Raw genomic sequence first — 24,545 nt, 5'->3', positions numbered from 1 at the left:
GGCGTTCGAGGTCAGTGCAAAGCGACCAGGGTGGTCACATAGGGTTGGCCCGCGGAAGCCAACAGTCGTCGCGACGATTGCAGGTCGGCATAGCGCGACAGGGTGTCGACGCGCTGCTGCCAGAGTTCCTCGGCATCGCGCGAGCCGCGCGGCGCCGCGGCCAGGGCGGCATCGATGCCGGCGAGTTCATCCTCGAAAGCGAGTCCGAGTACCAGCGCGTCGGCCGGTTGCAGAGGATCATCGTTGACGGCGGCGATCAGCCGCTCGAGGCGCGCGGATTCCTGCATCAGGGCGGGCAGGTCGACGGGCCCCGCCCGGCCTTCGCTTGCGGCTTCCGTCGCGATGCCGATGGTCGGCCCCCGGTCGGGCACCGGCAGCAGGAGGGCCAGCGCCAGGGCCGCCGCGGAGGCGATCGCGTAGGGCCAGCGATGGACGAAGGGAGCGCGTTGCCGTTCGAGCCGGGCCGCCGCGGCAATAGCGGGCCACGCACTGGTCGGCGGCGCCTCGAGGGCGATGGCGCGCAGGGCCTCGGTGATCGGGATGCCGGGGCCGGTGCCTTCGGCGCGTCGGGGAAGGGGATGGCCCACGTCAGGCATGGGTAACCTCCGTCAGTTGCAGCAGGGCGCGCAGCTTTCGCGTGCCGCGCGCCAGTTGGGATTTGGAAAAGGAGACGCTCTGCCCAAGCAGGGTCGCGATCTCCTCATGCGTGTAGCCCTCGGCGTGGTAGAGCCAAAGCACGCTGCGGGTCTTGTCCGGCAAGCGGCCGAGCGCCTGCGCCAGCGCGGCGGCATCGGCGGCCTGCGGGGGCAGCAGGCCCTCGTGCTCGTGCAGGTCGGGCTCGAAGGGCTCGGCCTCCGCCGGCTCGTCGCGCCCGCGACCGCGCAGCCGCATCAGGCATTCATTGACGGCCACCTGCCGCAGCCAGCCCCAGAACGGCGAATCGCCGCGGAAGCCGGGCAACTTGTCGAAGACCTTCAGGAACGTGTCCTGCAGCACGTCCATCGCGGTGTCCGGGCAGCCGAGCATGCGCAAAGCCAATCCATGCACCGGACGCTCGAACCAGCGGTACAGCTGCTCGCAGGCCGCGGCGTCGCGGTTCCGCGCCCTGGCGAGGAGGGCGTCGGGGACATCGATGGCGAAGGCGGAGGTCCGGGTCACTGCCACGAGGATGCGGGAGTGGCGGAATAGGTCGCAGCCCCATCGGGGCGCCGTGCGGCGTGCCTATACTCCCCGGTATCCCCCTCGCATCCAAGGAGCGTCACCGTGGCCATCCTGATCGGCGTCATCGTCGTCGTCGGCATCCTCTTCCTCTTCAAGATGGTCCGCGTCGTACCGCAGGGTTTCGAGTGGACGGTCGAGCGCTTCGGCAAGTACACCCATACGATGGAGCCGGGCCTGCATTTCCTGTTCCCCGTGGTGCAGGGCGTCGGCCGCAAGATCAACATGATGGAGCAGGTCCTGGACATCCCCAGCCAGGACGTCATCACCAAGGACAACGCGGTGGTGAAGGTCGATGGCGTGGTGTTCTTCCAGGTGCTCGACGCGGCCAAGGCCGCCTACGAGGTGTCCGACCTCGAGTCCGCCACCATCGCCCTGGTGATGACCAACATCCGTACCGCCATCGGCTCGATGGACCTTGACGAGTCGCTCTCGAAGCGCGACGAGATCAACGCCAAGCTGCTGGGCGTGATCGACACCGCCACCCACGCTTGGGGCATCAAGGTCAACCGCATCGAGCTGAAGGACATCCAGCCGCCGCAGAACCTGATCGATTCCATGGCCCGGCAGATGAAGGCAGAACGCGAGAAGCGCGCCAACATCCTCGAGGCCGAAGGTTTGCGCGCCGCCGAGATCCTGCGTGCCGAGGGCGAGAAGCAGGGTGCCGTTCTCGAGGCGCAGGGCAAGAAGGAAGCCGCCTTCCTCGAAGCCGAGGCGCGCGAGCGCCTCGCCGAGGCCGAGGCCAATGCCACCCGCATGGTCTCCGAGGCCATCGCCAAGGGCGACGTGCAGGCCATCAACTACTTTGTCGCGCAGAAGTACGTCGAGGCTTTCCGCGAACTCGCGCACTCCCAGAACAGCAAGTTCGTGATGATGCCGATGGAGACGACGGGCATCATCTCCTCCATCGCGGGCATCGCCGAGCTCGCGAAGGAAGGGCTGTCCAACCAGCAGGCCGGCCAGGCCGCCAAGGCGGCGGTCCGCGCCAACCCGCCGGCGATTCCGCGCTGAGCCATGGACCTCGACTTCCGCCCCGTCGTCATTTTCTGGGCCTGCCTGGCGCTCGGCCTGATCGCGCTTGAAACGCTGGTGCCGGGCGCGGCCCTGATCTGGCTGGGCCTCGCGGCGGGCGCAATGCTCGTTCTGGTCGTTTTCGTGCCCGATCTACCGATGTTCTGGCAGGCGGTTCTCTTCGTCGGGTCGTCGTTCGCGATCGTGGCGTTCTATTGGACGCGCATCCGCAAGACCGGCATCGCCAGCACGCAGCCGCTGCTCAACCGCCGCGGCGAACAACTGGTGGGCCAGGTGTATTCCTTGGAATCGGCCATCGAGAACGGTCGGGGGCGGATCAAGGTGGGCGATGCCTTCTGGACGGTCGTGGGTCCGGATTTGCCGCAGGGTGAGCGGGTGCGCGTCGTTGCCGCCGAGTCGATGCAGCTCCGCGTCGAGCGCGCCTGAGCCCCGGGTCTCGTGACCAGAGATCACGCGCCCTTGGCATTTCTTTGATGAGAACGGTTATCATTTGGGTGCACCGTCCATTTCTTGGAGTTCCCATGCGCCTCCCCGCTGTTCCCCGCTCGCTGCCGCTCGCCGCGGGCCTCCTCGCCGCACTGACGCTCGCCGCCTGCTCCGCCCCGGCCGATCCGGAATCGGCCGGGCCCGACGGCGCCGCTGCCGCGCCGGCCACTGCGCCGGACGGCCCGTTGGTGGTCTATTCCGAGCGCAAGCCGCCGCTGCTCGATCCGGTGCTGCAGGCCTACACCGCCGAAACCGGCGTCCAGATCGAAACCCGCATCGATGGCGCCGATGCGCTGATCGAGCGCCTCGCGGCCGAAGGCGCGAGCACGCCGGCCGATCTGCTGATCACCGTCGATGCCGGCAACCTCTACCAGGCCGCAGAACGCAACCTGCTCGCGCCGGTGGTATCGCCCGCGCTCGAGGCGAACGTGCCGGCCAACCTGCGCGACGCGCAGGGGCGCTGGTTCGGCCTGTCGGAGCGCGCACGAACGATCATGTACGCCAAGGACCGCGTCGATCCCGCCACGCTCAGCACCTACGAGGCGCTGGCCGAGCCGCAGTGGAAGGGCAAGCTCTGCCTGCGCTCGTCCGCCAAGGTCTACAACCAGTCGCTGGTCGCCACGATGATCGAGCGCCTCGGCGCCGACGCCACGCGCGAAGTGCTGAAGGGCTGGGTGGCGAACCTCGCCGCACCGCCGTTCGCCGATGACACGCTGCTGCTGCAGGCCATCGCCGCCGGGCAGTGCGAGGTGGGCATCACCAACACGTACTACCTCGGCCGCCTCCTGAAAGAAGATGCCGCGTTCGCCGTGGCGCCGTTCTGGCCGAACCAGGCCGACGCCGGCGTGCACGTCAACATCTCCGGTGCCGGTGTCGTCGCCGCGAGCGATCGCCCGGAGCAGGCACAGGCGTTGCTCGAGTGGCTGGCCAGCGACGCGGTGCAGGCCAAGTTCGCCGGCCTGAACTTCGAGTACCCGGTGAAGCCGGGCATGGCGCTCGATCCGATCGTGACCGCGTGGGGCGAGTTCAAGGCCGATCCGGTCGACATCGCCGTCGCCGGCCGTCGCCAGGCGGAAGCGGTGATGTTGATGAACGAGGCCGGATGGCGCTGACGGCGAGCCCGCTGTCCTTGTGGTCCACGCGCGGCGCCGTTCTTGGCGCCGCGCTGCTGTTGTGCGCGCCGCTGGCTTTCTTGGCGATTTCGCCCGGCGAGGTCGCCCCGGGCCTCTGGCCGCACGTCGCGTCGGTGATGCTGCCAAGGGCGCTGGGCCAGACCGCGGCCTTGCTCATCGGCGTCGGCGCGGTAGCACTGTTGCTTGGCATCGGTTTCGCGTGGGTGGTGACCCGCCACGAGTTCCCCGGACGCCGCTGGTTGGAGTGGGCGTTGGCGTTGCCGCTGGCGTTCCCGGCCTACGTCCTGGCGTATGTCTACGTCGCAGGGCTGAGTTTCAGCGCCTTGCCGGCCCGTGCATGGCGCGCGCTGGGCCTTCCAGCCGATGCGTTTCCCGAAGTGCGCAGTGTCACAGGCGCTTGCGTGGTGCTCGGTCTGGCGCTGTTTCCTTATGTCTACCTGATGATGCGCGCCACGCTGCTCCGCCATGGCAGCGCGGCTTTCGATGCGGCGCGGCTGCTCGGCGCGTCGCCATTCCAGGCCTTCTTCCGGGTCGTTCTGCCGGCCACGCGCGTGGCGTGGATGGGCGCCCTGGGTCTCGTGCTTCTGGAAACGCTGGCCGACTTCGGCGCCGTGAAGCTGTTGGGCCGCGACACGCTCACCACGCTCGTCATCCAGAGCTGGACCGGGTTGAACTCGCTCGCGTTGGCCGCGCAGCTCGCCCTGGCCATGCTCGGCGGTGTCTTGCTGATGCTGCTGTTGGCGCACCGGGCTCGGCGCGTGTTGGCGCCGCCGGGGCCGGAGCTGCGCCCACCACAGCGTGTTCCTCTGCCCCGCCTGGCCGGCGCCGCGGTGTCGTTCGCAGCGTTGCTCGTGGTGGCATTGGGCGCCGTGTGGCCGATGGCGCAACTCCTGGCGTGGTTGCCACCGGCACCGTGGGCGACCATGCCTTGGGCCGCCTTGCGAGGCACCGTGGTGATCGCGGCCCTCACGGCGCTCGTCGCCTTGGCGCTTGGCGTGCTGGTGGCCGCGGCACTTCGGCGCTTTCCCGCGGATCGCTGGCTCGGTGCCGGCGCGTTCCTCGCGGGCCTCGGGTACGCGGTGCCCGGGGCGGTGATGGCCGTGGCCGTGTTCTGGTGTCTCGTCGCCCTCGAGCGGGCCTTGGGGGTGTCGGGCTGGTCCACCGGTCTTGCCGCCCTCGTTCTGGCGCTGGTGATGCGCTTCCAGCGCGTGGGACTCTCCGGCGCCTCGGCGGCGCTCGCGGTCTTGCGCCCGCACCTGATGGATTCCGCGGCCCTGCTGGGCGATGGCCGCGCGGCACGCTGGTGGCGCATTGGCCTTCCGGTCCTTCGTCCCGGGCTGTTCGCTGCCGCGCTGCTGGTCTTCGTCGAGGCCATGAAAGAACTGCCGGCCACGCTGATGCTGCGCCCGTTCGGCTGGGACACTTTGGCGGTCGAGGTGTATTCGGCCACCTCGGAAGGGCTTTGGGATCGTGCCGCCTTACCCGCGCTGCTGCTGGTGCTGGTGGGCCTCGTGCCGGTGGTCGCCCTGCTGCGCCAGCGGCACTGAGCCCACGGCACCTCGACCGGCGCATCTGCGATACTTCGTTCCATCCGAAACCACCGCAGAGCGCGCGATGACGAAGTCCACGGTCCTCAATGCCACCCATCGCGCCCGCGGCGCCCGCATGGTCGACTTCGGCGGCTGGGACATGCCGCTGAACTACGGCTCGCAGATCGAGGAGCACCACCTCGTCCGCCGCGATGCCGGCATGTTCGACGTCTCGCACATGACGGTGGTCGATCTCCGCGGGGAGCAGGTCCGCCCTTTCCTGCGCCAGCTCGTCGCCAACTCGGTCGACAAGCTCAAGGTGCCGGGCAAGGCCCTCTACGCCTGCATGCTCAACCCGCAGGGCGGGGTCATCGATGACCTGATCGTCTACTTCATGGGCGAGTCCTGGTTCCGCGTGGTGGTCAATGCCGCCACCCGCGACAAGGACCTGCCGTGGATCGAAGCGCAAGCCAAGCCTTTCGGCGTCGCCGTGCAGGAGCGCCCCGAGCTTTCGATGATCGCGGTGCAGGGCCCGAACGCCCGCGCCAAGTTCGCCTCGCTGCTGTCGGCCGACGCCGGCGCCGCGGTGCTGGCGCTCGGCCGCTTCGCCGCCGCCGAAGTGTCGGGGCCGCAGGGTCCGCTGTTCGTCGCCCGCACCGGCTACACCGGCGAGGACGGTTTCGAAGTCATCGTCCCGGAAACCGACGCGGTCGCGCTGTGGGAAGCGCTGGAAGGCGCGGGCGTCGGTCCGGCCGGTCTGGGCGCCCGCGACACGCTGCGCCTCGAGGCCGGCATGGCGCTGTACGGCCAGGACATGGACGACGGCGTCAGCCCGCTCGAAGCCGGGCTCGCGTGGACGGTGGCGTTCGACGAAGGTCGCGACTTCACCGGCCGCGCCGTGCTGGAGGCGCAGAAGGCCGCCGGCGTACCGCGGCAGACCATCGGCCTCGTCATGGACGAGAAGGGCGTGCTGCGCCACGGCCAGCCGGTCCACACCGCGAGCGGCGTCGGCGAGATCCTTTCGGGCACCTTCTCGCCCACGCTGGGTCGTTCGATCGCGCTGGCCCGCGTGCCGGGCGGCGAACTGGGCGCGGTCGAGGTCGACATCCGTGGCAAGCGCATCCCGGTGCGCGTCGTGAAATATCCTTTCGTCCGCGACGGCCAGGCACAGCCCGGCGTCCTGGCCTGATCCCTCACTCCCGCCGCGGCGTCCGGCCGCCACGCCCCGCCTTCCAACGAACCTGGAGATCCCGATGAGCAACGTTCCCGCCGACCTGAAGTTCATGAAGTCCCACGAGTGGGTCCGCGCCGAGGGCGATGGTCGCTACACCGTCGGCATCAGCGACCATGCGCAGGCCGCGCTGGGCGACCTCGTCTACGTCGAGCTGCCGTCGGAAGGCGACGAGCTCACCCAGGGCGCCGGCTGCGCCGTCGTCGAGTCGGTCAAGGCCGCGTCCGACGTCTATGCGCCGCTGTCCGGCAAGGTGGTGGCGGTCAACGCCGCGCTCGCCGACGCCCCGGAGACGATCAACGGCGACGCCTATGGTGCGGGCTGGATGTTCGTCGTCGAGGCCAGCGATGCCTCGCAGCTGGAATCGCTGCTCTCGGCCGCCGACTACGCCGCGACGCTCGAAGATTGACCCGTTGCGCCCCGGCGTGGCCGATCGGCGCGTCGATGGCATCGCGAAGGCCGCGCCGAAGGGCGCGGCCTTCGTCGTTTCCGGTCTCCAAGCGTCCGCGCGGATGCTCCGGAATCGCGTTGCGGGGGAAAAAAGTTCGCGCAGTTTCTATTTGTGCACTGCATCAAAGGGCGTTTCTTGAACCTTTCAAGCCGATTTGTGGTGCCGGGTGATTCGATGCGAACGGCGTGCTCTTCAGGCGCTTCGATGTCTCCCGAGCGGCATCGGCATTTTTCAGATCGCGGTTTATTCCCTTGTTTTCCGCATCCGAAGCAATCGCGTCCGCTTTCGGCGGATCGTCCTGCTGTTGCCGAGCGAGGAGATCGCGCGTGTTCGGCGACGATGCCGGGAAAAAAATATGCGCAAAGTTGTTGACACAAAAAAAATGCGTGGCTAGTTTCCGCCGCAACGCAAGTCACATCACGACGAGTGATCCGAACGCACCTCCATCCGCATTGCGAACACGACGAACTCGCCCGAACGGCTCCGGCCCGGGGCGTGCGGTCGAACTTCCTCCCCCGCAATGCCGAGGTCCCCTTTCCCGGAAACGTCCCGCCCGACCGCGATCGCCGCGTCGGTGGGAACGTTCCGCGCGCCGCGCATCCGCGGCCAACCCCATCCGCGCCGACGATCCCGTCGCTGCGGGTTTGCCGCGACGCCAAGCGTCGAGGCTCTGCCTTTGCTACTGGGCAAGTGACACAAGGCACTACGCCAAACCACTGACGAGGAGTGAACCATGGCTGTCAAGAAAGCTGCGAAGAAAGCCGCCAAGAAAGCGGTGAAGAAGGTTGCCAAGAAGGCCGCCGCGAAGAAGACCGTGAAGAAGGTCGCCAAGAAGGCGGCCAAGAAGGTCGTCAAGAAGGCCGCCAAGAAGGCCGCCCCGAAGAAGGCCGCCAAGAAGGTCGCCAAGAAGGCCGTGAAGAAGGCGGCCAAGAAGGTCGCAAAGAAGGCCGCCCCGAAGAAGGCTGCCAAGAAGGTTGCGAAGAAGGCTGCCCCGAAGAAGGCCGCCAAGAAGGCTGCGAAGAAGGCCACCAAGAAGAAGTCGGCCCCGAAGGCCGCTCCGGCTCCGGCCGCGCCCGTTGCGGCGATGTAAGCCAAAGCCGTACCCGATTGCTGTAATCACCCCCGGTCCGCGTTGCCCAGGCGGCCGGGGGACTTTGCAAAGGCCATAACGCCCCGAGAGGGGCGTTAGCTTTTTCCGGGGCTGTCGTCGCGCTGGTGGGAGTCCGCGTCAGCGACCGTTGGCCAGATCCACCCATCGGCTGTCGGTCGTGCCGAGCACCCGGTCGAGGAATGTCGGCATCAGGCCGGAAGGCAGTGCCGATTCGCTGTTCCAGAGCACAACGATGGCGACATCGCGACGCGGTAGCAGGCCGATCATGCCGCGGTACCCCTGCACGGCGCCTGCGTGGTAGACCAGCGGCTCGCCGTCGTAATCGAAGACCCGCCAGCCGGTGCCGTAGTGGGCGTTTCGCAGGCGCTCACGCCGCCACGGGGAGCCCGAAAGCTGATCTGGTGTCCGAACGATCGGGGTGTGCAGGTCGTCGAGCATCGGTCGCGAAAGGACTTCCGGTCGATGTCCGAGCTGCGCTTTCGCCCACGTCGCCATGTCGGCGATCGATGCATTGATCCCGGCCGCCGGCGGCACGCGGTAGTAGTTCTCACGTGGCCGCACTGCCGTCCAGCCGCGGCCCGCCCTGACGTGCGGACGGGCCCAGCGATCGCTGCTCTCGAGGCCATCGCGCCCGAAGGTGGCGTTGTCCATGCCGAGCGGTGCAAACAGCCGTTGCTCGACCTGCCGTGTGTAGAACTCTCCCGTCACCGCGAACACCACGTCGCCGATCAGGCTGAAGGCGACGTTCTGGTAGCCGAAGCATTCCCCCGGCGCGCAGAGCAACGGCGCCTGGTTCAGTCGCGCGGCCAGCAGCGGGTAGGGGGTGTCACCCTCGAGATCGCGATCGTAAGTGTGGTACTTGAGGCCCATCCGATGGGCGAGCGCGTCGCGCACCGTGAGCCGCGTCGATCCGGCGGCGTCCGCGAGCTGGAAGGTCGGCAGCTGCTGGTCCAGCGGCATGTCCCAGCGCAGCGCGCCGTCCTCGACCAGGAGGCCGGCGAGGGTCCCGGCGAAGCCCTTCGACAGCGAGGCGATGCGGAACACGGTGCGCTCATCGATCCGTTCGCCGTTGGCGCCACCCGTGCGGCCGTAGCCGCGGGCCAGGCGCGTCTGGTTGCCGTGGACGACGGCGACCGCGACGCCTGGGACGCCACGGCCGATGATGGCTTCCGCCAGCGCGTCGATCTCGGCCGTCGCCTTGGCCACCGTCGCCTGGTCCACGGGGATCGTCGACGGTGCCGGCGTCGACAAGGTGGCCGCCGTCGGGGCGGGGTTCGTCGCGTGGGTGGGAAGGGTGGCGGTCGCGATCAGGAGCGACAGGAGAAGCTTGCGGGGACGCATGGGCGACGTATGCTGGAACTGCGTCGATTCTAGCGCTTCGATGCGCCCCCCTCGTTCAAGGAGTGTTCGCGGATGCTGCTTTTCCTGCTCATCGTCATCGGTGCCGTCGCGGCGTTCCTGTTCTGGGTGGTCGGGGCCTACAACGGCCTCGTTGGTGCGCGGAACGCCTTCCGCAATGCCTTCGCCCAGATCGACGTTCAGCTCACTCGCCGCCACGACCTCATCCCCAATCTCGTCGAGACGGCCAAGGCCTACATGGCGCACGAAAAGGACACGCTGGAGGCGGTGATCCAGGCCCGGAATGCCGCGGTGTCCGGCCTCGGTGCCGCCAAGGCCGCCCCCGGCGATGCCGCGGCGATCGCCCAGCTCGGCGGCGCGGAAGGCCAGCTCACCGGTGCACTGTCGCGCCTGCTGGTGACGGTCGAGGCCTATCCCGAGCTCAAGGCCAGCGCGAACATGCAACAGCTCACCGAGGAGCTCACCTCCACGGAGAACCGCATCGCCTTTGCCCGCCAGGCCTACAACGACGCGGTCATGGGCTACAACAACCGGCGCGAGATGTTCCCCGGCAGCGTGGTGGCCAGCCGCTTCGACTTCCGGGCGGCCTCGCTGCTGGAGATCCCCGAAGCCGAGAGCCACAAGCGCAACGCGCCCCGCGTCCAGTTCTGAGCGTCCCGATGAACCTCTTCGAACGCCAGGAGGCGGTGCGCCGCCGGTCCCGGAAACTGTTCCTGCTGTTCGGCCTGGCAGTGCTTGCCATCGTGGCCGCGGTCAATGTCGTGGTGTGGGCGTCCCTGGCCTTCCTCGGCGCAGCCTCGGTCACGGCGACGGGGTCGATCATCGCGATGACCACCGTCGCCACCCTGCTGCTGATCGGTGGTGCGAGCCTCTACCGCACGATGACCCTGCGGAAGGGCGGCGGTGCCGTGGCGATGGCGCTCGGTGGCACGCCCGTGCCCGTCGACACCCATGATCCCGGCCTGCGTCGACTGCTCAATGTCGTGGAGGAGATGGCGATCGCCTCCGGCAGCGCGCTGCCGCAGGTCTTCGTGTTGGAAGACGAACCCCGCATCAACGCCTTCGCGGCGGGCTTCGGGGGCCCGGATGCCGCCATCGCCGTCACCCGCGGCGCGCTCGACCGCTTGAACCGGCAGGAGCTCCAGGGCGTCGTCGCGCACGAGATCGGGCACATCCTCAACGCCGACATCCGCCTGAACCTGCGCCTTGTCGGGCTGCTGTTCGGCATCACCATGCTGGGCGTGGTCGGACGCTTCCTCGTCAGCACGCGCAACCGTGGCGGCAACCGCGAAGCCGGCGGCCTGATCCCGGTCGGCATCGCCCTGATGGCCCTCGGGGCCACCGGCCTGTGGTTCGCCCGGTTGATCAAGGCCGGTATCAGCCGCCAGCGCGAGTACCTTGCCGATGCCTCTGCGCTGCAGTACACGCGTGATCCGGACGGATTGGTCGGCGCCTTCCTGAAGATCGCCGGGGTGCCTGGTCAGGGCCGAATGGTCGCACCGGAAGCCGAGGAGATCAGCCATATGCTGTTCGAGGACGGCGTGGGCTTCTCCGGCTGGATGGCCACCCATCCGCCTTTGCTGGATCGCATCCGAGCCATCCGTCCCGGCTTCAAGCCGGAGCGCTTCAACGAGGCCGTGTCCCGCCAGCAGTTGGCCCCACCGTCGGGGATCGACGAGGACCATGCCAAGGCCGTCGCGGAGACGCCGTCGCTCCCCCCGGAAGCCACGGCGATGCGCGTTTCCCCTGCGGCCGTCGCCGGGAGTCTCGGCGAGTGGCGGCCCGACGACGTCCAGCGCGCCAAAGCGGTCATTGCGGCGATCCCCGGCGTGCTCGATCGCGCCGCCCGCGATCGTGACGAGGCCATGCCCCTCCTGTTCGGACTGCTGTTCTCGGCCGAGGCGGCTGTCCAGCAGAAGCAACGGTTCGAGCTGAAGGCCAGGATGGGCGATCGGATGACCGGCCAATCGGCCGATTACGCCGAACGCGTCCACGGCCTCCATGCCGCCCTGCGCCTGCCCTTGGCGATGTTCGCGCTCGCGACGCTGAAGCGGCGCTCCAAGGCCGACGTGGCGGCGATCGCCGACGTTTGCACCGCGCTGTCGCACGCCGATGGTCGGATCACCCTGCTTGAGTATGGACTGGCGCAGGTGCTGCACGCGGAACTGCAGGCCGCCGCCGACCCGGCGCGGCGGTGGCGCCAGCCGCGGGTCAAGCTGGCCGACGTCGAGTCCGATGTGGTCCAGTTGCTCGCCGTGCTGGCCCATGCCGGCCATGCCCAGCCGGCGGAGGCGCAGCGGGCATTCATGGCCGGCATGGCCCACGTCCTGCCGCAGTCCAGCGCCCGTTACGTGCCTCCCGCTCACGGCGTGGCGGTGCTTGACGAGGCGTGGCCGAGACTCGACGCGCTGCTGCCGAAGGCCAAGTTGATGCTGGTGGAGGCGCTTGTCGCCACGGCCGCACACGATGGCCGGATGACGATCGCCGAGGCCGAGCTTCTGCGTATCGTCTGCGCCATCCTGCATGCGCCGCTGCCGGCGGCGCTGGAGCCCGTGCGCGCCGCCTGACGCGGCGCCCCGCCACCGGCGGACGGGCGATCAGCCGAGTATCAGGTCGGTGGCCCGCTCGGCGATCATGATCGTCGGGGCATTGGTGTTGCCGCCGATGAGCTTCGGCATCACCGACGCATCGACCACGCGCAGCCCTTCCACGCCACGGACCCGCAACTGCGGGTCGACCACGGCGTTCGGGTCGTTCTCGCGCCCGATCGCGCAGGTGCCGATCGGGTGGTAGATCGATTCGGCCTTCCGGCGGATGAAGGCGTCGATCGCGGCTTCATCCTGCGCTTTGGCGCCGGGCAGCAGCTCCTCGCCACGGTAGGGCGCGAACGCCGGCTGGGCGAGGATCTCGCGCGAGATCCGCACGCATTCGCGCATGACCTTGAGGTCGAAGCCTTCCGCGTCTCCGAGGTAGTTGGCTTCGATGCGCGGCTTGGCAGCGGCGTCGGTCCCCGCGAGGTACAGGCGCCCGCGGCTCTTCGGCCTCAGGAAACAGGCGTGCACGGTGAAGCCGTAGCCGGGCAGCTTGTTGCGGCCGTGGTCGTCGAGCTGGGCCGGCACGAAATGGAACTGCAGGTCGGGGCGCTCGTCCTCCGCCAGGCGCGACCGCAGGAAGCCTCCGGCCTCGGCGATGTTGCTGGTGCCCGGGCCCTGTTTGCGCAGGTAGTAGTTCCACGCGATCAACGCCTCGTTGAGGAGGGAGTCGGAATCGTCGTAGGTGATGGCCTGCGTCGCGCGCTGAAGCGTGCAGATATCCAGATGATCCTGCAGGTTGCCGCCGACCCCGGGCAGGTCGACGCGGACCTCGATGCCCTGCTGGCGCAGGTGCGCGGCAGGGCCGATGCCCGAGAGCATCAGCAATTGCGGGCTGTTGATGGCACCGCCGCAGAGGATCACCTCGCGTGCAGCACCTTCCGCGAAGGCCGCGCCGCCCACGGTGTAGAGCACGCCGCTGGCGCGGCCGCCCTCGAACAGCACCTTGCGCGCCATCGCGCCGGTGATCACCTTGAGGTTCGGGCGCTGGCCGCGGATCGGATCGAGGTAGGCCGTGGCCGACGAGCAGCGCGATCCGCCGCGCGTGGTGGTCTGGTAGAAACCGAACCCCTCCTGCACGGCGCCGTTGAAATCGGAGTTCGCGGGGAAGCCGGCCTGGGTCGCGGCCTCGACGAACACCGCGGAGAGGGGGTTGCGATAACGGTGGTCGCTGACGCCCAGCGGGCCGTCGCCGCCGTGCAGCGCATCGGCGCCGCGTTCGTTGCCTTCCGACTTGCGGAAATAGGGAAGGACGTTGTCCCAGTGCCAGCCGGTGGCCCCGAGCTCGGCCCACTCGTCGTAGTCGCGGCGCTCGCCGCGGACGTAGCACATGGCGTTGATGGAACTGCTGCCGCCGAGCACCTTCCCGCGCGGCCACCACAGCATCCGGCCGCCGAGATGCGGCTCTGGTGCGGTGCTGTAATCCCAGTTCACGCCCTTCTTCCCGACCAGCTTGGCGAGGCCCGCCGGCATGTGCACGAACGGATGCCAATCGCGTGGGCCGGCCTCCAGCAGGAGGACCTTGACGGCGGGATCGGCGCTGAGCCGGTTGGCGAGAACGCAGCCGGCCGAGCCGGCACCCACGATGATGTAGTCGAACACGTACCGACTGCCGCAGAAGCGATGGGCGATGCTGGTCCGCGCCCCTAGAGTGAATGCTCTATCTCGGCGGCTGGCAGCGACTCCGTTACAGTACGCGCGTCCATTGCCGCGGAGTGACGATGCAGGCGCAAGTCCCCCAGCGACTCCGCTGGTCCGATCTGAAACAGGCGCTGGCCGACGTGCCGGCTCTGGCGCTGTCGTTCGGCTACTTCTTCTGCCTGCTGTGCGGCTATTTCATGCTGCGGTCGATCCGCGACGCCTTCGGCGCGACGGACGATGCGTCGGCGGTTTTCCCCCCGGCGATGATCGCGTTCTTCGCCGAGCACGGGATCGCGCTCGGCGAGCTGACGCTGCAGGTGCTGTTCACCGGCACCTTCCTGTCCATGCTGCTCTTGCAGCCGCTCTACGGCGCGCTGGTCAGCCGCTACCCGCGCCGGGTCTTCTTGCCCTTCGTCTACGGCCTGCTCGTGGCCGCACTCGGCATCTTCTACGTCGCCTTCGCGAACGACGTCGCGGGGCGTGGCGCGGCGTTCTTCATTTTCCTTGCGGTCGTGAACCTCTTCGCCGTCACGGTGTTCTGGAGCTTCATGTCCGACATCTACAGCTCGGCGCAGTCGCGGCTGTTCTACGGTTTCATCGGCGTCGGCGGTACCCTCGGCGCGCTGGCCGGTCCGGCGTTGACCAAGCTGATCGTCAAGGACGTCGGCGTCGAGACGATCATGCTGATCAGCACCGGCTTCATGGGGCTGTGCCTGGCCTTCGTCATTGCGCTGGCGCCGTGGGCCCGGCGCCGGGAGGTCGAGCGCGGCGGCCCGCGTTTCGACGAGGCCATGGGCGGGCGCTTCCTCGAAGGCCTGCGCATCGTCGCGCGCGACCGGTTGATGCGTGGCATGGCGCTGGTGATGTTCTTCGGTGTCGCGGTGGGCACGCTGCTCTACAACGAGCAGGCCGCCGTGGCGCGGCAGATCGCCGATGACGAGGCGCGCACGGCCTTTTTCGCCACCATCGACCTGTGGATCAACGGCCTGACGCTGGCGATCCAGCTGTTCATCACGCCGTTCCTGCTGGCGCGTTTTGGCGTCGCCCCGCTGCTGCTGGTCCCGGGCCTCGCCATCACCCTCGGTTTCGCCGTGCTGGCCGGCAACCCGCTGCCGATGCTGCTGATGGTCGTGCAGATCGCCACGCGCACCGGCGAGTTCGCGCTGGCAAAGCCGGCCCGCGAGACCATCTACACCCGGGTGGACGCCGAGACCCGCTACAAGGCCAAAGCCTTCATCGACACCGCCGTCTACCGGGGTGGTGACTTCACTTTCGTCTGGGTGCACAAGGCCATCGCGTCCTTCGGGTCGTCGATGGTGTTCCTGCTCGGCACCGGCATGGCGGCCGCGCTGTTCCTGTCGGCATGGAGTGTCGTCCGCGCCCAGAAGGCGCTCGCGCGGGGCTGAAGCCGCGGCCCCGGGAGTGGGCCGGGCTCAGGCCGTGCGCGCCGGCTTTGGCGAAAGCCACATCACCACTTCGGCGCGGAAGGTCGGCTCGCCACTGGCGTCATGCACTTCGACCTGCACCGGCAGCTCGTAGCCACTGCTCGCCGAGACGACTGGATCGCGCGGCCGGGCGATTCCCGTCTGCGGTCCCATGGCCTTCTTCAGGTACTGCACCGTCATGCCCTTCGGGATCCAGCGCATGTCGGCGGGGATCGAGGCGTCGGTCATCACGCCGGCACAGAGCTCCGCGAGGTTGCACAGGGCGATCGCGTGCACGCTGCCGATGTGGTTCTGCATGCCTCGGCGGTGCGGGATGCGGGCTTCGCAGTGGCCCGGCTCCAGCCGCGTGATGGTCGGACGGATCGTCCCGAAGTACGGTGCTTTGAGGCACACGGCGCGCGAGAACAGCCAGCGACCCAGCGGCAGGCGCTCGAAGCGGCGGTACAGGGCGAGGAGGGGCGTGGTCGTGCTCATCGATGGCTCAAGGTCGGCGGCGCGCAAGGGGTTGGATAGCAGAACGGCGGGCCGAAGCCCGCCGTTCCGTGGTGTTGCGTCGCGAGGCCGTCAGGCCGCGCGGCGCGTCTCGCCGGACTTGGCGCCGCGATAGAGCGACGCAGCCACGAGGTCCTGGTGGTCGAAGTCGTCCACGCTGATCGCATCCCAGGTCAGGCGGCGCAGCTCTTCGAGCTGGGCGCGCTCCTCGGCGGTGATCAGGCCCTTCTGCACGGCCTCGGCGAGCTGGGTCGCGTAATCCAGTGCGGTGATCTCGCCGCCCTTAACCGCCTTCATGAACTTGCGCTCCACCGGCTCGGCGAGGATGACCTTGGCCAGCGCCGCGTTGACGCGGCCCGCCGGGTTGGTTTCGCAAGGCGTGAGGAACACACCGCTCACCAGGCGATCGCGCGCATCCGACGGCGACATCAGCAGCGCCGCGGCACGACGGCCGAGACGGTCGCTCGGCGCCTGGGCACGACGGCCCAGCGGGAACACCAGCAGCCACAACAGCCAGCCGACCGGGCGGATCGGGTAGTTGCGCAGCGCCCCGGACAGCGCGTTCTCGATCTTGAAGACGCTGTCATGGAACGCCCAGGCCAGCAGTGGCTGCTCGGAGGCCGGACGGCCCTCGTCCTCGTAGCGCTTCAGCATCGCGCTGGCGATGTAGAGCTGCGAGAGCACGTCGCCGAGGCGGCCCGACAGCTTCTCCTTGAACTTCAGCTTGCCGCCCAGCGTCAGCATCGAGGTGTCGGCGACCAGGGCGAGGTTGGCGGAGTAGCGGTTGAGGCGGCGGTAGAAGCGCCTGGTGTAGTCGTCGCCCGGCGCCGAACCGAACGCAGCGAACGTCATGCCCATCCACAGGCTGCGCACGGCATTGCTGATCGCGAAGCCGATGTGGCCGAACAGGTTGGTGTCGAACTCGCGCAGTCGCACGGCCGGGTCCGGATGCGTCGCGGCCTGCATTTCCTTCAGCACCCACGGATGGCAGCGGATGGCGCCCTGGCCGAAGATCATCAGCGAGCGCGTCATGATGTTCGCGCCTTCGACGGTGATCGAGATCGGCGCCGCCTGCCAGCCGCGGCCGAGGTAGTTCGAGGGGCCGAGGATCACGCCCTTGCCGCCGTGGACATCCATGGCGTCCTTGCCGACGTCGCGGGCCATTTCGGTCGCGTGGTACTTGGCGATCGCCGAGGGCACGGCGGGCTTTTCCCCGCGGTCCACGGCGGCGGCGGTGGCCTGCGACAGTGCGGCCACGGCGTAGGTGTTGCCGGCGATGCGGGCCAGTGCCTCCTCGACGCCTTCGAAGCGGCCGATCGACAGTCCGAACTGCTTGCGGATGCGGGAGTAGGCGCCGGTCGCGGCGGCGGCGAGCTTGGCCGCACCGCTCGAGGTCGAGGGCAGGGTGATGGCGCGGCCTACCGACAGGCATTCGACGAGCATGCGCCAGCCGTGGCCGATGTACTCCTCGCCGCCGATCAGCTGCGACAGCGGCAGGAACATCTCCTTGCCGTGCAGCGGGCCGTTCATGAAGGTGCAGTTGAGCGGGAAGTGGCGGCGGCCGACGTTGAGGCCCGGGGTCTCGCGCGGAATCAAGGCGAGGGTGATGCCGCGGTCCGCCTCGTCGCCCAGCAGCTTGTTCGGGTCGTAAAGGCGGAAGGCCAGGCCGATCACCGTCGCGATCGGCGCCAGCGTGATGTAGCGCTTGTCGAAAGTCAGCTTGACGCCGAGCACCTTGGCGCCGTTCCACTCGCCCTCGCAAACGATGCCGAAGTCCGGCAGCGAAGTGGCGTCGGAGCCGGCCGTCGGGCCGGTGAGCGCGAAGCAGGGGATCTCGCGACCGTCGGCGAGGCGCGGCAGGTAGTGCTTCTTCTGCTCCTCGGTGCCGTAGTGCAGCAGCAGCTCCGCCGGGCCCAGCGAGTTGGGCACACCAACCGTCGAGCTCAGGACCGACGAGATCGAGGCCAGCTTCTGGATGACCTTGTGGTGCGCCAGTGCGGAGAAGCCGAGGCCGCCGTACTCCTTGGGGATGATCATCCCGAAGAACTTGTTCTTCTTCAGGTAGTCCCACACCTGCGGCTCGAGGTCCGCATGCACGTGGGTGGTCTCCCAGTCGTTGGTCATCTTGCAGACCTCTTCGACCGGGCCGTCGAGAAAGGCCTGCTCCTCGGCGGTGAGGGTGGGCTTCGGCTGCGAGAGCAGCTCGCTCCACTTCGGCGCACCGGAGAACAGCTCGCCCTCGAAACCGACAGTGCCCGCTTCCAGCGCCGTCTTCTCCGTGTCCGAGAGCGGCGGCAGGATCTTCGTGTAGAACTTGAGCAGCGGCGCGGTGATCAGGTTCTGGCGGATCGGCGTGATCAGCAGCGGCAGCGCCACCACGGCCAGCAGAGAACCGGCGACGATGGTCGCGACCGGCGCGACGCCGGTGAGGCCGACCAGCACGAGGCCGGCGCCAGCGACGGCGGTGAATACCGCCAGCGACCAGCGGTGGTACGCCGCGATGGCGACCACCAGCAGAAGGACGAGGAAAGGCAACACAGCGCTCATGGCTCAGGCTCCGCGGAGGGTCTGGAAGGATCCCGCGTGGGGGCGGGGCGAAAGGAATTCGATGACGGCCCGGGTGAAGGCGTCGTTGTCGTCGCCGGCCACCATGTGGGTGGCCTCCGGAAGATGCACGTGGCGAGCGTGCGGCACGAGATCGAGGAAGTGCGTGACGGTCTCCTTGGAGACCAGATCGCTGCGGCCGCCGCTCACCAGAAGGACCGGGATGTCGATGCCGCGCGCGGCCTCGGCGAGTTCGTCCTGGTGCTTGGCGGAATCGGCAAGGTCCTGCAGCAGGCGCGGGTCCCAGTGCCAACGCAGCCGTCCATCTTCGCCCCGCACCAGCAGGTGGGCGAGGTCGGCGGAGGATTTGCGCTCGCGGCGATGCGGCAGGTACGCCGCGATCTCGCTCGCCGCGTGCTCGTGGTCGTCGAAACCATCCGGATGCGCGCCCATGAAGGCGAGGATGCGCTGCATCCCGGCGATTTCCCACTTTGGGGTGACGTCGACCAGCACCAGCTTGGCGAAGCCGGCGCCGCGCGCCTGCGCGGCAAGGCCGACGAGGCCGCCCATCGAAGCACCGACCAGCACCGGCGGTTCCGGCAGCGTCGCGCGGATGGCGATGGCGTCGTCGATGAACTGCTCGACGGCGTAGGTCTCGCCCGGCCCGTTGCGCCCTGACTGGCCGTGGCCGCGAAGATCCCACGCGGCACTGCCGATGCCGGCCTTACCAAGGGCCTGCATCGATCGGGTCCATGCGTGGCGGGTCTGTCCGAAGCCATGGGCGAACAGCACGTCCGTGCTGGCGCCCAGAGGCCCGGCGGCGCTTGCCGCCAGCGTGACGCCGCCCGAGCCCGTCCATTCGAACGAGGCCAGGGTCGCGGGCAGGGGCGAGGGCAAAACCATACGGATGAGTATGGGTGGCGGATTTCGCCGTTGTCAATACGTATGCGTATGGTGAAAGCCCGGCCGACCGATTATTGTGTCGGTTCCATTGCCGTGACCGCCGCCTGTCCGCAGCCCATGCCCGCCGCCGCCAAGACCGAACGACCCATGCGCCTCTCCGCCGAGGACTGGGCCAACGCCGCCCTCGACGTCATCGCGGACGACGGCGTGGTCGCGGTCGCGGTCGAGCCGCTGGCTCGCAGGCTCGGCGTGACGAAGGGCAGCTTCTACTGGCACTTCCCGTCGCGCGAAGCCTTGCTGGCCGCCGCGCTCGAGCGCTGGGAAGCGATGGAGCAGGAAACGGTGTTCGGCAAGCTCGAAGCTTTTCCCGAGCCGCGTGAGCGCCTGAAGGCGCTGTTCCAGCTCGTTGCCCATGAACTGAAGCCGCACAAGATCTACAGCGAGCTCCTGAAGGCGCTCGATCATCCGGTCGTGCAGCCGGTGCTGGCACGCGTTTCGCAGCGGCGCATGGATTACCTCGCCGCCAGCTTCCGCCAGGCCGGCATGCCGCGCCTCGAAGCCATCAATCGCGCGCGGCTCACCTATGCGGCGTACGTGGGCTTCCTGCAGCTTTCCCTGCAGCTCGGGCAGCCGCGCCTGCATCACGACGAGTTCGAGGCCTACGTTACCCACGTGATGGATGCGCTGATCCCGTGACCCTCCGCGTCCAGCTTGTCGAAGCCCTGAAGCGCGCGTTGAAGGCGCAGGGGCTGACCTACGCGAACCTCGCCGAACGCATCGGCATGTCCGAGGCCTCGGTGAAGCGGATGTTCTCCGAGCAGTCGATCCGCCTCGAGCGGCTCGAGCAGATCTGCGAAGCGCTCGACATGGGCCTCGCCGAACTCGCCGCCGAAGCGGAGCAGCGGCGTCCGGCGCTCGCTGAGCTGTCCGAGGCGCAGGAGCAGGCCCTGGTCGACGATCCGCTGCTGATGCTGGCCCTCTACCTGGCCGTGAATCGCTGGACCCAGGACGAGGTGCTGGCGAACTACCAGATCAGCCTGCCCGAGTGGACCGGGCGGCTCGTCAAGCTGGATCGCCTCGGCATCATCGAACTGCTCCCCGGCAATCGCGCCCGTGTGCTCACCGCCCGCAACTTCCGCTGGCGTACCGACGGCCCGATGCAGCGCTTCTTCCAGGAGCGACTGTTGCCGGAGTTCTTCAAGAGCCGCTTCGCCGGGGGTGAGGAAACCCTCCTGCTGCTGTCCGGCATGGTTTCGCGCCGATCGGCCGCGACCATCCGCGAAAAGCTCCGGGAGGCCGCCAGCCAGTTCGATCTCATGCTTGCGCAAGACGCCCACCTCCCCGCCGCCGAGCGGGTGGGGGTCAGTCTGGTGTTGGCCCAGCGGCCTTGGAGCCTGGGCTTGTTCGACCCGCTGCGGAAAGCGTCGGCGGACCCGGTTCCGAAGCGATAGAATACGTATGCATTGAGGCGGGTCCCGGTCGCTGGCCGGTGGCAAGCGTCACGGGAGTGGTCCCGGCCTCCGACGTTTTTCCTTCCGGAGTACCCCGATGAGCAGCCACTCGCCGAGCCGCCTTGCGGCCCTCAATGACTGGGTCGCGTCTGTCGCCGCCCTCACGACGCCCGACCGCATCCACTGGTGCGATGGTTCCGAGGCCGAGGACGCCGCGCTGAAGGCCGCGATGCTCGCCGACGGCACCCTGCACGCCTTGAACCCGGACACGCACCCGGGCTGCACGCTGCACCGCTCGCACCCGGGCGACGTCGCCCGCGTCGAGCACCTCACCTTCGTCTGCACGTCCGACAAGGACGATGCCGGCCCGAACAACCACTGGATGTCGCCCGCCGAGGGCCACGCCAAGATGGATGCGCTGTTCTCCGGCTGCATGACGGGCCGCACGCTCTACGTCATCCCGTATTGCATGGGTCCGATCGACTCCCCGCTGTCGCGCTGCGGCGTCGAGATCACCGACTCGCCCTACGTGGTCGCCAACATGCGGATCATGACTCGCATGGGCGCCGCCGCCCTGGCGCGCATCGAGCGCGAGGGCTCGTTCGTGCGTGGCCTGCATTCCACCGGCGAGCTCGATCCGGACCGACGTTTCATCATGCATTTCCCGGAAGAGCTGGCGATCAAGAGCTACGGCTCGGGCTACGGCGGCAACGCGCTGCTCGGCAAGAAGTGCCATGCGCTCCGCATTGCGTCCTACCAGGCCCGCCAGGAGGGCTGGCTCGCCGAGCACATGCTGATCGTCGGCATCGAGAACCCCGAAGGGCAGACGCACTACGTCGCCGCCGCCTTCCCGAGCGCCTGCGGCAAGACCAACCTCGCCATGCTGATCCCGCCCGAGGGCTACCGCGAAAAGGGCTGGAAGGTCTGGACCGTGGGCGACGACATCTGCTGGATGCGCCCCGGCGCCGACGGCCGCCTGTACGCCATCAACCCGGAAGCCGGCTACTTCGGCGTGGCGCCGGGCACCGGTGCCAAGAGCAACCCGAACGCGCTGGCCATGCTCGACCGCGATGCCATCTTCACGAATGTGGGTTTGACGGCGGAAAACACGCCGTGGTGGGAAGGCCTCGACACCGGCACGCCGGTGACCGACTGGAAGGGCCAGCCCTTCGACGCCGCCAAGGGCCCGGCCGCGCACGCCAACGCCCGTTTCACCGTCTCGGCCAAGCAGTGCCCCTCCTACTCGCCGAAGGCCGAGGACCCGCAGGGCGTGCCGATCTCGGCGATCGTCTTCGGCGGCCGCCGCGCCTCGCTGGTGCCGCTGGTGTTCGAAGCCCGCGACTGGACGCACGGCGTGCTGGTCGGCGCCGGCATGGCCTCGGAAACCACGGCGGCAGCGACCGGCGCGGTCGGCGTGGTGCGCCGCGACTCGATGGCGATGAAGCCTTTCTGCGGCTACAACTTCGCCGACTACTTCAGCCACTGGCTCAGCTTCGGCGCATCAGCCGACAAGCTGCCGAAGGTCTTCCACGTCAACTGGTTCCGCAAGGGCAACGACGGCAAGTTCCTGTGGCCGGGCTTCGGCGACAACCTGCGCGTGCTCGAGTGGATGCTCAAGCGCTGCGAGGGCAAGGCGTCGGCGGTGGAGACGCCGGTGGGCCTGTTCCCGAAGCGCGAGGACATGAACCTCGAGGGCCTCCGCTTGAGCGACGAGGCCCGCGACGTGCTGTTCGGCTTTGATCGCGAAGGCTGGCAGGCCGAGATGGCTTCGATTGGTGACTACCTCGCCGAGTTCGGCCCGCGCCTGCCGGCGGCCCTCGAGGCCGAGCGCCAGCGCGTGGCCGCCGCCCTCGCCGCGGAAGCCAAGAAAGCCGCGGCCTGACCCCGCGGTCGACGCGGCGCTGTCCTCCAGCGCCGCCCGCCCTCCTCGAGGCCTTCATCGCATCGGCTTAAGCTCGACGCCATGAAGGCCTTCTTCTGCCCGACGTTCGAGCTGCCGTTGCCGGAAGGCCACGCCTTCCCGATGGCCAAGTACCGCCACTTGTACGAGCGCGTGCGCGACCACGCCGATCGCTGGGGTGTGACACTGCACGAGCCCGTGTCCGCCAGCGACGAGGCCCTCCGGCGCGTCCATTGCCCCGACTACATCGAACGCGTCCGCCGCGGTACGTTGAGCCCGCAGGAACAGCGGCGTATCGGCTTCCCGTGGTCCGAAGCGATGGCGAAGCGCGCCCGGCGCACCGTCGGCGGCACCATCGCGGCGCTGGAGGCGGCGCTGCGTGGCGACGGCGTCGCGGTGAACCTCGCCGGCGGTACGCACCATGCGGCCTTCGACCGCGGCGGCGGCTACTGCATCTTCAACGACGCCGTGGTCGCCGCGCGCCACGCGCAGGCCGAGGGCCTCGCGCGACGGCTGCTGGTCGTCGACCTCGACGTGCACCACGGCAACGGTACGGCCGAGCTCGTGGCTGGCGACGACACCCTCTTCGCGTTCTCGATGCACGATGCGAAGAACTACCCGGCGATCAAGCCGGCGTCCGACCTGGACGTGCCGCTGCCGCCCGGCACCGACGATGCCCGCTACCTCGACCTGCTGGCCGCCCACCTGCCGCGGGCCATCGATGCTGCTCGCCCCGATGCGGTGATCTATCTGGCCGGTGCCGACCCGTTCATCGGTGATCGGCTCGGGCAGCTCGCCCTCTCCAAGGCCGGCCTCGCGCAGCGCGACCGCGTCGTCTTCGAGGCCTGTCGTCGCCACGGCCTGCCGCTCTCGGTCGCCATGGCCGGCGGCTACGCGCCGGACGTCGAAGACATCGTCGATATCCATGCCGAAACTGTGCGCTTGGCAGCGCGGGCGGCCTGTGATGCGATGCCGCCATGCGCCGAGCCCTCCTTCGATCTGCCCAAGGCCTGAGCTTGCGTTTGCTCCTGGGCTTCGTCCTGGCGCTGCAGGCCGTCGCCAGTGCCGCGTCGGTGGTCGATCAGCGGCCCATCGCGCCCGGGCAGTCCATCCACCTGCGCGTCGACGCGGGCGCCGTCGTCGTCGGTCCCGGCGATGCGGGGGAAGTGGCGGTCGATGCCGCCCTGTCGCCAGGGCAACGCTTGCGTTGGCGCGAGGGCGGCGATCGCCTCGTCCTCGTGGTCGACGACCGCGAGCGCCTTTCCCCGCGCCCCGTGGCGCTCACGTTGTCCGTGCCCGCCGGGGCGGATCTCGTCATCAGCCTCGGCGAAGCGTCGTTGCGCTTGGGCGGGCTCGAGGGCGGACGGCTGCGGGTGGATGGCGGTGCGGGTGCGGTCGCCGTCGATGCGGCGATGCGAGAGGTGCACGTCGAGACGCGCGCCGGGCGCATCGAGGTCCGGGGTGGGGCGGAGCGTATCGTCGCCCGATCCCTCGCCGGCGAGCAGCAGATCGTCGCCGGTGGCCCGGCCCGGCTCGACGCCGAGACCGTGAGCGGTGCACTCGACGCGCGCCTGGTCGCGGGTGGGACCGTCCGCCTCGCCAGCACTTCGGGGCCGATCACCCTCCACACGGGACCTGCGGCGGGGCTTGATGCACGTCTCGACTCCTTGTCCGGAAACCTCGAACTGCGCGTCCCGGCGGGAGAAACCCTGGCCGTGCGAGCCCTCCAAGCGCGCGGCGAGGCGGATTTCCCGGGGAGCTTCACCATGACGGCGGACGGCCTTCTCCGCAACGGCGAGGGCGGGGGGCGCGTCCGTGCAAGCAGTTTCACTGGAAACCTAAAGCTCGTCGTCGTGCCCGGAGGCCCGATGCCGGGGGATGCGCCAAGGCCGCCCTAGCTCGGGGCGACGCCGGCGGCCATCCCGCGCTGCGGGGCAGCATTTGCCAGCCCTTAATATTGCGTTATCCTCGGGACAGCGCGCCGACCAGTCCACCGGTGACGCGCGCACCACTGGACTCCCGAGTCCT

Annotated in this window: 23 protein-coding genes; 15 read left to right on the top strand and 8 right to left on the bottom strand. The window is 68.9% G+C overall.

Features of this window, described 5'->3' with window-relative positions:
* Positions 1-11: 11 nt before the first annotated feature.
* Together ACYVAK_RS01480 and ACYVAK_RS01475 are read right to left on the bottom strand one after the other, a co-directional pair.
* Complete coding sequence (locus tag ACYVAK_RS01480; protein ID WP_461057257.1) at positions 12-596, bottom strand: hypothetical protein; 585 nt, start codon at positions 594-596, stop codon at positions 12-14.
* The gene (locus tag ACYVAK_RS01475) at positions 589-1,158 is read right to left on the bottom strand and encodes an RNA polymerase sigma factor (protein ID WP_461057255.1); all 570 of its coding nucleotides are present in this window, start codon (positions 1,156-1,158) and stop codon (positions 589-591) included. Before ACYVAK_RS01475 ends, ACYVAK_RS01480 begins: the two co-directional genes overlap by 8 nt.
* 159 nt (positions 1,159-1,317) lie before the next feature.
* Here ACYVAK_RS01475 and ACYVAK_RS01470 point away from each other — a divergent pair, with 159 nt between their 5' ends.
* The 6 genes from ACYVAK_RS01470 (at position 1,318) to gcvH (ending at position 7,038) form a co-directional block, all read left to right on the top strand.
* Entirely contained in the window at positions 1,318-2,229 is a 912-nt protein-coding gene (locus tag ACYVAK_RS01470) for an SPFH domain-containing protein (RefSeq protein ID WP_461058606.1), read from the top strand.
* Positions 2,230-2,232: 3 nt separating this feature from the next.
* Complete coding sequence (locus ACYVAK_RS01465; protein ID WP_461057253.1) at positions 2,233-2,676, top strand: NfeD family protein; 444 nt, start codon at positions 2,233-2,235, stop codon at positions 2,674-2,676.
* 95 nt (positions 2,677-2,771) lie between these two features.
* Positions 2,772-3,848, top strand: a complete 1,077-nt coding sequence (locus ACYVAK_RS01460; RefSeq protein WP_461057252.1) for an extracellular solute-binding protein — start codon at positions 2,772-2,774, stop codon at positions 3,846-3,848.
* Positions 3,839-5,416: an ABC transporter permease gene (locus ACYVAK_RS01455; RefSeq protein WP_461057250.1), complete on the top strand. Its 1,578-nt coding sequence runs from the start codon at positions 3,839-3,841 to the stop codon at positions 5,414-5,416. The genes ACYVAK_RS01460 and ACYVAK_RS01455 overlap by 10 nt, the downstream gene beginning before the upstream one ends.
* Before the next feature lie 67 nt (positions 5,417-5,483).
* Positions 5,484-6,587, top strand: coding sequence for a glycine cleavage system aminomethyltransferase GcvT (gene gcvT / locus ACYVAK_RS01450; RefSeq protein WP_461057248.1), 1,104 nt, complete (start codon positions 5,484-5,486; stop codon positions 6,585-6,587).
* Positions 6,588-6,651: 64 nt separating this feature from the next.
* Entirely contained in the window at positions 6,652-7,038 is a 387-nt protein-coding gene (gene gcvH, locus ACYVAK_RS01445; RefSeq protein ID WP_461057246.1) for a glycine cleavage system protein GcvH, read from the top strand.
* Between the two features lie 163 nt (positions 7,039-7,201).
* On the opposite strand, the gene ACYVAK_RS01440 is transcribed toward gcvH, so the two are convergent.
* Positions 7,202-7,486, bottom strand: coding sequence for a hypothetical protein (locus ACYVAK_RS01440; protein WP_461057244.1), 285 nt, complete (start codon positions 7,484-7,486; stop codon positions 7,202-7,204).
* Between the two features lie 327 nt (positions 7,487-7,813).
* Here ACYVAK_RS01440 and ACYVAK_RS01435 point away from each other — a divergent pair, with 327 nt between their 5' ends.
* Complete coding sequence (locus tag ACYVAK_RS01435) at positions 7,814-8,170, top strand: hypothetical protein (RefSeq protein ID WP_461057242.1); 357 nt, start codon at positions 7,814-7,816, stop codon at positions 8,168-8,170.
* A 138-nt stretch (positions 8,171-8,308) separates the two neighbouring features.
* Here the strand turns inward: ACYVAK_RS01435 and ACYVAK_RS01430 are convergent, their stop codons facing one another.
* Positions 8,309-9,532: a serine hydrolase domain-containing protein gene (locus ACYVAK_RS01430; protein ID WP_461057240.1), complete on the bottom strand. Its 1,224-nt coding sequence runs from the start codon at positions 9,530-9,532 to the stop codon at positions 8,309-8,311.
* 72 nt (positions 9,533-9,604) lie between these two features.
* Here ACYVAK_RS01430 and ACYVAK_RS01425 point away from each other — a divergent pair, with 72 nt between their 5' ends.
* On the top strand, positions 9,605-10,201 hold the full coding sequence (locus tag ACYVAK_RS01425; RefSeq protein ID WP_461057238.1) for a LemA family protein: 597 nt from the start codon (positions 9,605-9,607) through the stop codon (positions 10,199-10,201).
* A gap of 8 nt (positions 10,202-10,209) precedes the next feature.
* A complete protein-coding gene (locus ACYVAK_RS01420; RefSeq protein ID WP_461057236.1) occupies positions 10,210-12,117 on the top strand; it encodes a M48 family metallopeptidase in 1,908 nt (635 codons plus the stop codon).
* Positions 12,118-12,147: 30 nt separating this feature from the next.
* On the opposite strand, the gene ACYVAK_RS01415 is transcribed toward ACYVAK_RS01420, so the two are convergent.
* Complete coding sequence (locus ACYVAK_RS01415) at positions 12,148-13,743, bottom strand: GMC family oxidoreductase (protein ID WP_461057234.1); 1,596 nt, start codon at positions 13,741-13,743, stop codon at positions 12,148-12,150.
* Between the two features lie 119 nt (positions 13,744-13,862).
* Here ACYVAK_RS01415 and ACYVAK_RS01410 point away from each other — a divergent pair, with 119 nt between their 5' ends.
* Positions 13,863-15,188 carry an NTP/NDP exchange transporter gene (locus tag ACYVAK_RS01410; protein WP_461057232.1) on the top strand — a complete coding sequence of 442 codons (1,326 nt, stop codon included), beginning with the start codon at positions 13,863-13,865 and terminating at the stop codon, positions 15,186-15,188.
* Positions 15,189-15,215: 27 nt separating this feature from the next.
* Here the strand turns inward: ACYVAK_RS01410 and ACYVAK_RS01405 are convergent, their stop codons facing one another.
* From ACYVAK_RS01405 to ACYVAK_RS01395, 3 genes are all read right to left on the bottom strand, one after another.
* On the bottom strand, positions 15,216-15,701 hold the full coding sequence (locus tag ACYVAK_RS01405) for a hotdog fold domain-containing protein (protein ID WP_461057230.1): 486 nt from the start codon (positions 15,699-15,701) through the stop codon (positions 15,216-15,218).
* Positions 15,702-15,791: 90 nt separating this feature from the next.
* Positions 15,792-18,266 (bottom strand): acyl-CoA dehydrogenase, encoded by a 2,475-nt coding sequence (locus ACYVAK_RS01400; protein WP_461057228.1) that lies wholly within the window; start codon positions 18,264-18,266, stop codon positions 15,792-15,794.
* Between the two features lie 3 nt (positions 18,267-18,269).
* On the bottom strand, positions 18,270-19,166 hold the full coding sequence (locus ACYVAK_RS01395; RefSeq protein ID WP_461057226.1) for an alpha/beta fold hydrolase: 897 nt from the start codon (positions 19,164-19,166) through the stop codon (positions 18,270-18,272).
* A gap of 117 nt (positions 19,167-19,283) precedes the next feature.
* On the opposite strand from ACYVAK_RS01395, the gene ACYVAK_RS01390 reads away from it, so the two are divergent.
* From ACYVAK_RS01390 to ACYVAK_RS01370, 5 genes are all read left to right on the top strand, one after another.
* Positions 19,284-19,862 (top strand): TetR/AcrR family transcriptional regulator, encoded by a 579-nt coding sequence (locus ACYVAK_RS01390; protein WP_461057224.1) that lies wholly within the window; start codon positions 19,284-19,286, stop codon positions 19,860-19,862.
* The gene (locus ACYVAK_RS01385; RefSeq protein ID WP_461057222.1) at positions 19,859-20,617 is read left to right on the top strand and encodes a helix-turn-helix domain-containing protein; all 759 of its coding nucleotides are present in this window, start codon (positions 19,859-19,861) and stop codon (positions 20,615-20,617) included. Before ACYVAK_RS01390 ends, ACYVAK_RS01385 begins: the two co-directional genes overlap by 4 nt.
* Positions 20,618-20,714: 97 nt before the next feature.
* A complete protein-coding gene (locus tag ACYVAK_RS01380) occupies positions 20,715-22,499 on the top strand; it encodes a phosphoenolpyruvate carboxykinase (GTP) (protein WP_461057220.1) in 1,785 nt (594 codons plus the stop codon).
* Between the two features lie 81 nt (positions 22,500-22,580).
* Positions 22,581-23,531 (top strand): histone deacetylase family protein, encoded by a 951-nt coding sequence (locus tag ACYVAK_RS01375; protein WP_461057218.1) that lies wholly within the window; start codon positions 22,581-22,583, stop codon positions 23,529-23,531.
* A gap of 2 nt (positions 23,532-23,533) precedes the next feature.
* Positions 23,534-24,415: a DUF4097 family beta strand repeat-containing protein gene (locus tag ACYVAK_RS01370; protein WP_461057216.1), complete on the top strand. Its 882-nt coding sequence runs from the start codon at positions 23,534-23,536 to the stop codon at positions 24,413-24,415.
* The last annotated feature ends 130 nt before the right edge of the window (positions 24,416-24,545 follow it).

It is taken from the genome of Silanimonas algicola, from assembly GCF_054777375.1.
Note: the sequence above shows the minus strand (reverse complement) of the source record. Positions and strands in the feature narration are given on the sequence as shown.

Excerpts from the sequence above, each read along its gene's own strand:
- ACYVAK_RS01430 (WP_461057240.1), bottom strand. The coding sequence starts at position 9,532 with ATGCGTCCCCGCAAGCTTCTCCTGTCGCTCCTGATCGCGACCGCCACC.
- ACYVAK_RS01410 (WP_461057232.1), top strand. The coding sequence starts at position 13,863 with ATGCAGGCGCAAGTCCCCCAGCGACTCCGCTGGTCCGATCTGAAACAG.
- ACYVAK_RS01395 (WP_461057226.1), bottom strand. The coding sequence starts at position 19,166 with ATGGTTTTGCCCTCGCCCCTGCCCGCGACCCTGGCCTCGTTCGAATGG.
- ACYVAK_RS01380 (WP_461057220.1), top strand. The coding sequence starts at position 20,715 with ATGAGCAGCCACTCGCCGAGCCGCCTTGCGGCCCTCAATGACTGGGTC.
- ACYVAK_RS01465 (WP_461057253.1), top strand. The coding sequence starts at position 2,233 with ATGGACCTCGACTTCCGCCCCGTCGTCATTTTCTGGGCCTGCCTGGCG.
- gcvT (WP_461057248.1), top strand. The coding sequence starts at position 5,484 with ATGACGAAGTCCACGGTCCTCAATGCCACCCATCGCGCCCGCGGCGCC.
- ACYVAK_RS01375 (WP_461057218.1), top strand. The coding sequence starts at position 22,581 with ATGAAGGCCTTCTTCTGCCCGACGTTCGAGCTGCCGTTGCCGGAAGGC.
- ACYVAK_RS01435 (WP_461057242.1), top strand. The coding sequence starts at position 7,814 with ATGGCTGTCAAGAAAGCTGCGAAGAAAGCCGCCAAGAAAGCGGTGAAG.
- ACYVAK_RS01405 (WP_461057230.1), bottom strand. The coding sequence starts at position 15,701 with ATGAGCACGACCACGCCCCTCCTCGCCCTGTACCGCCGCTTCGAGCGC.
- ACYVAK_RS01390 (WP_461057224.1), top strand. The coding sequence starts at position 19,284 with ATGCCCGCCGCCGCCAAGACCGAACGACCCATGCGCCTCTCCGCCGAG.
- ACYVAK_RS01455 (WP_461057250.1), top strand. The coding sequence starts at position 3,839 with ATGGCGCTGACGGCGAGCCCGCTGTCCTTGTGGTCCACGCGCGGCGCC.
- ACYVAK_RS01425 (WP_461057238.1), top strand. The coding sequence starts at position 9,605 with ATGCTGCTTTTCCTGCTCATCGTCATCGGTGCCGTCGCGGCGTTCCTG.
- ACYVAK_RS01460 (WP_461057252.1), top strand. The coding sequence starts at position 2,772 with ATGCGCCTCCCCGCTGTTCCCCGCTCGCTGCCGCTCGCCGCGGGCCTC.
- ACYVAK_RS01480 (WP_461057257.1), bottom strand. The coding sequence starts at position 596 with ATGCCTGACGTGGGCCATCCCCTTCCCCGACGCGCCGAAGGCACCGGC.
- ACYVAK_RS01400 (WP_461057228.1), bottom strand. The coding sequence starts at position 18,266 with ATGAGCGCTGTGTTGCCTTTCCTCGTCCTTCTGCTGGTGGTCGCCATC.
- gcvH (WP_461057246.1), top strand. The coding sequence starts at position 6,652 with ATGAGCAACGTTCCCGCCGACCTGAAGTTCATGAAGTCCCACGAGTGG.
- ACYVAK_RS01420 (WP_461057236.1), top strand. The coding sequence starts at position 10,210 with ATGAACCTCTTCGAACGCCAGGAGGCGGTGCGCCGCCGGTCCCGGAAA.
- ACYVAK_RS01470 (WP_461058606.1), top strand. The coding sequence starts at position 1,318 with ATGGTCCGCGTCGTACCGCAGGGTTTCGAGTGGACGGTCGAGCGCTTC.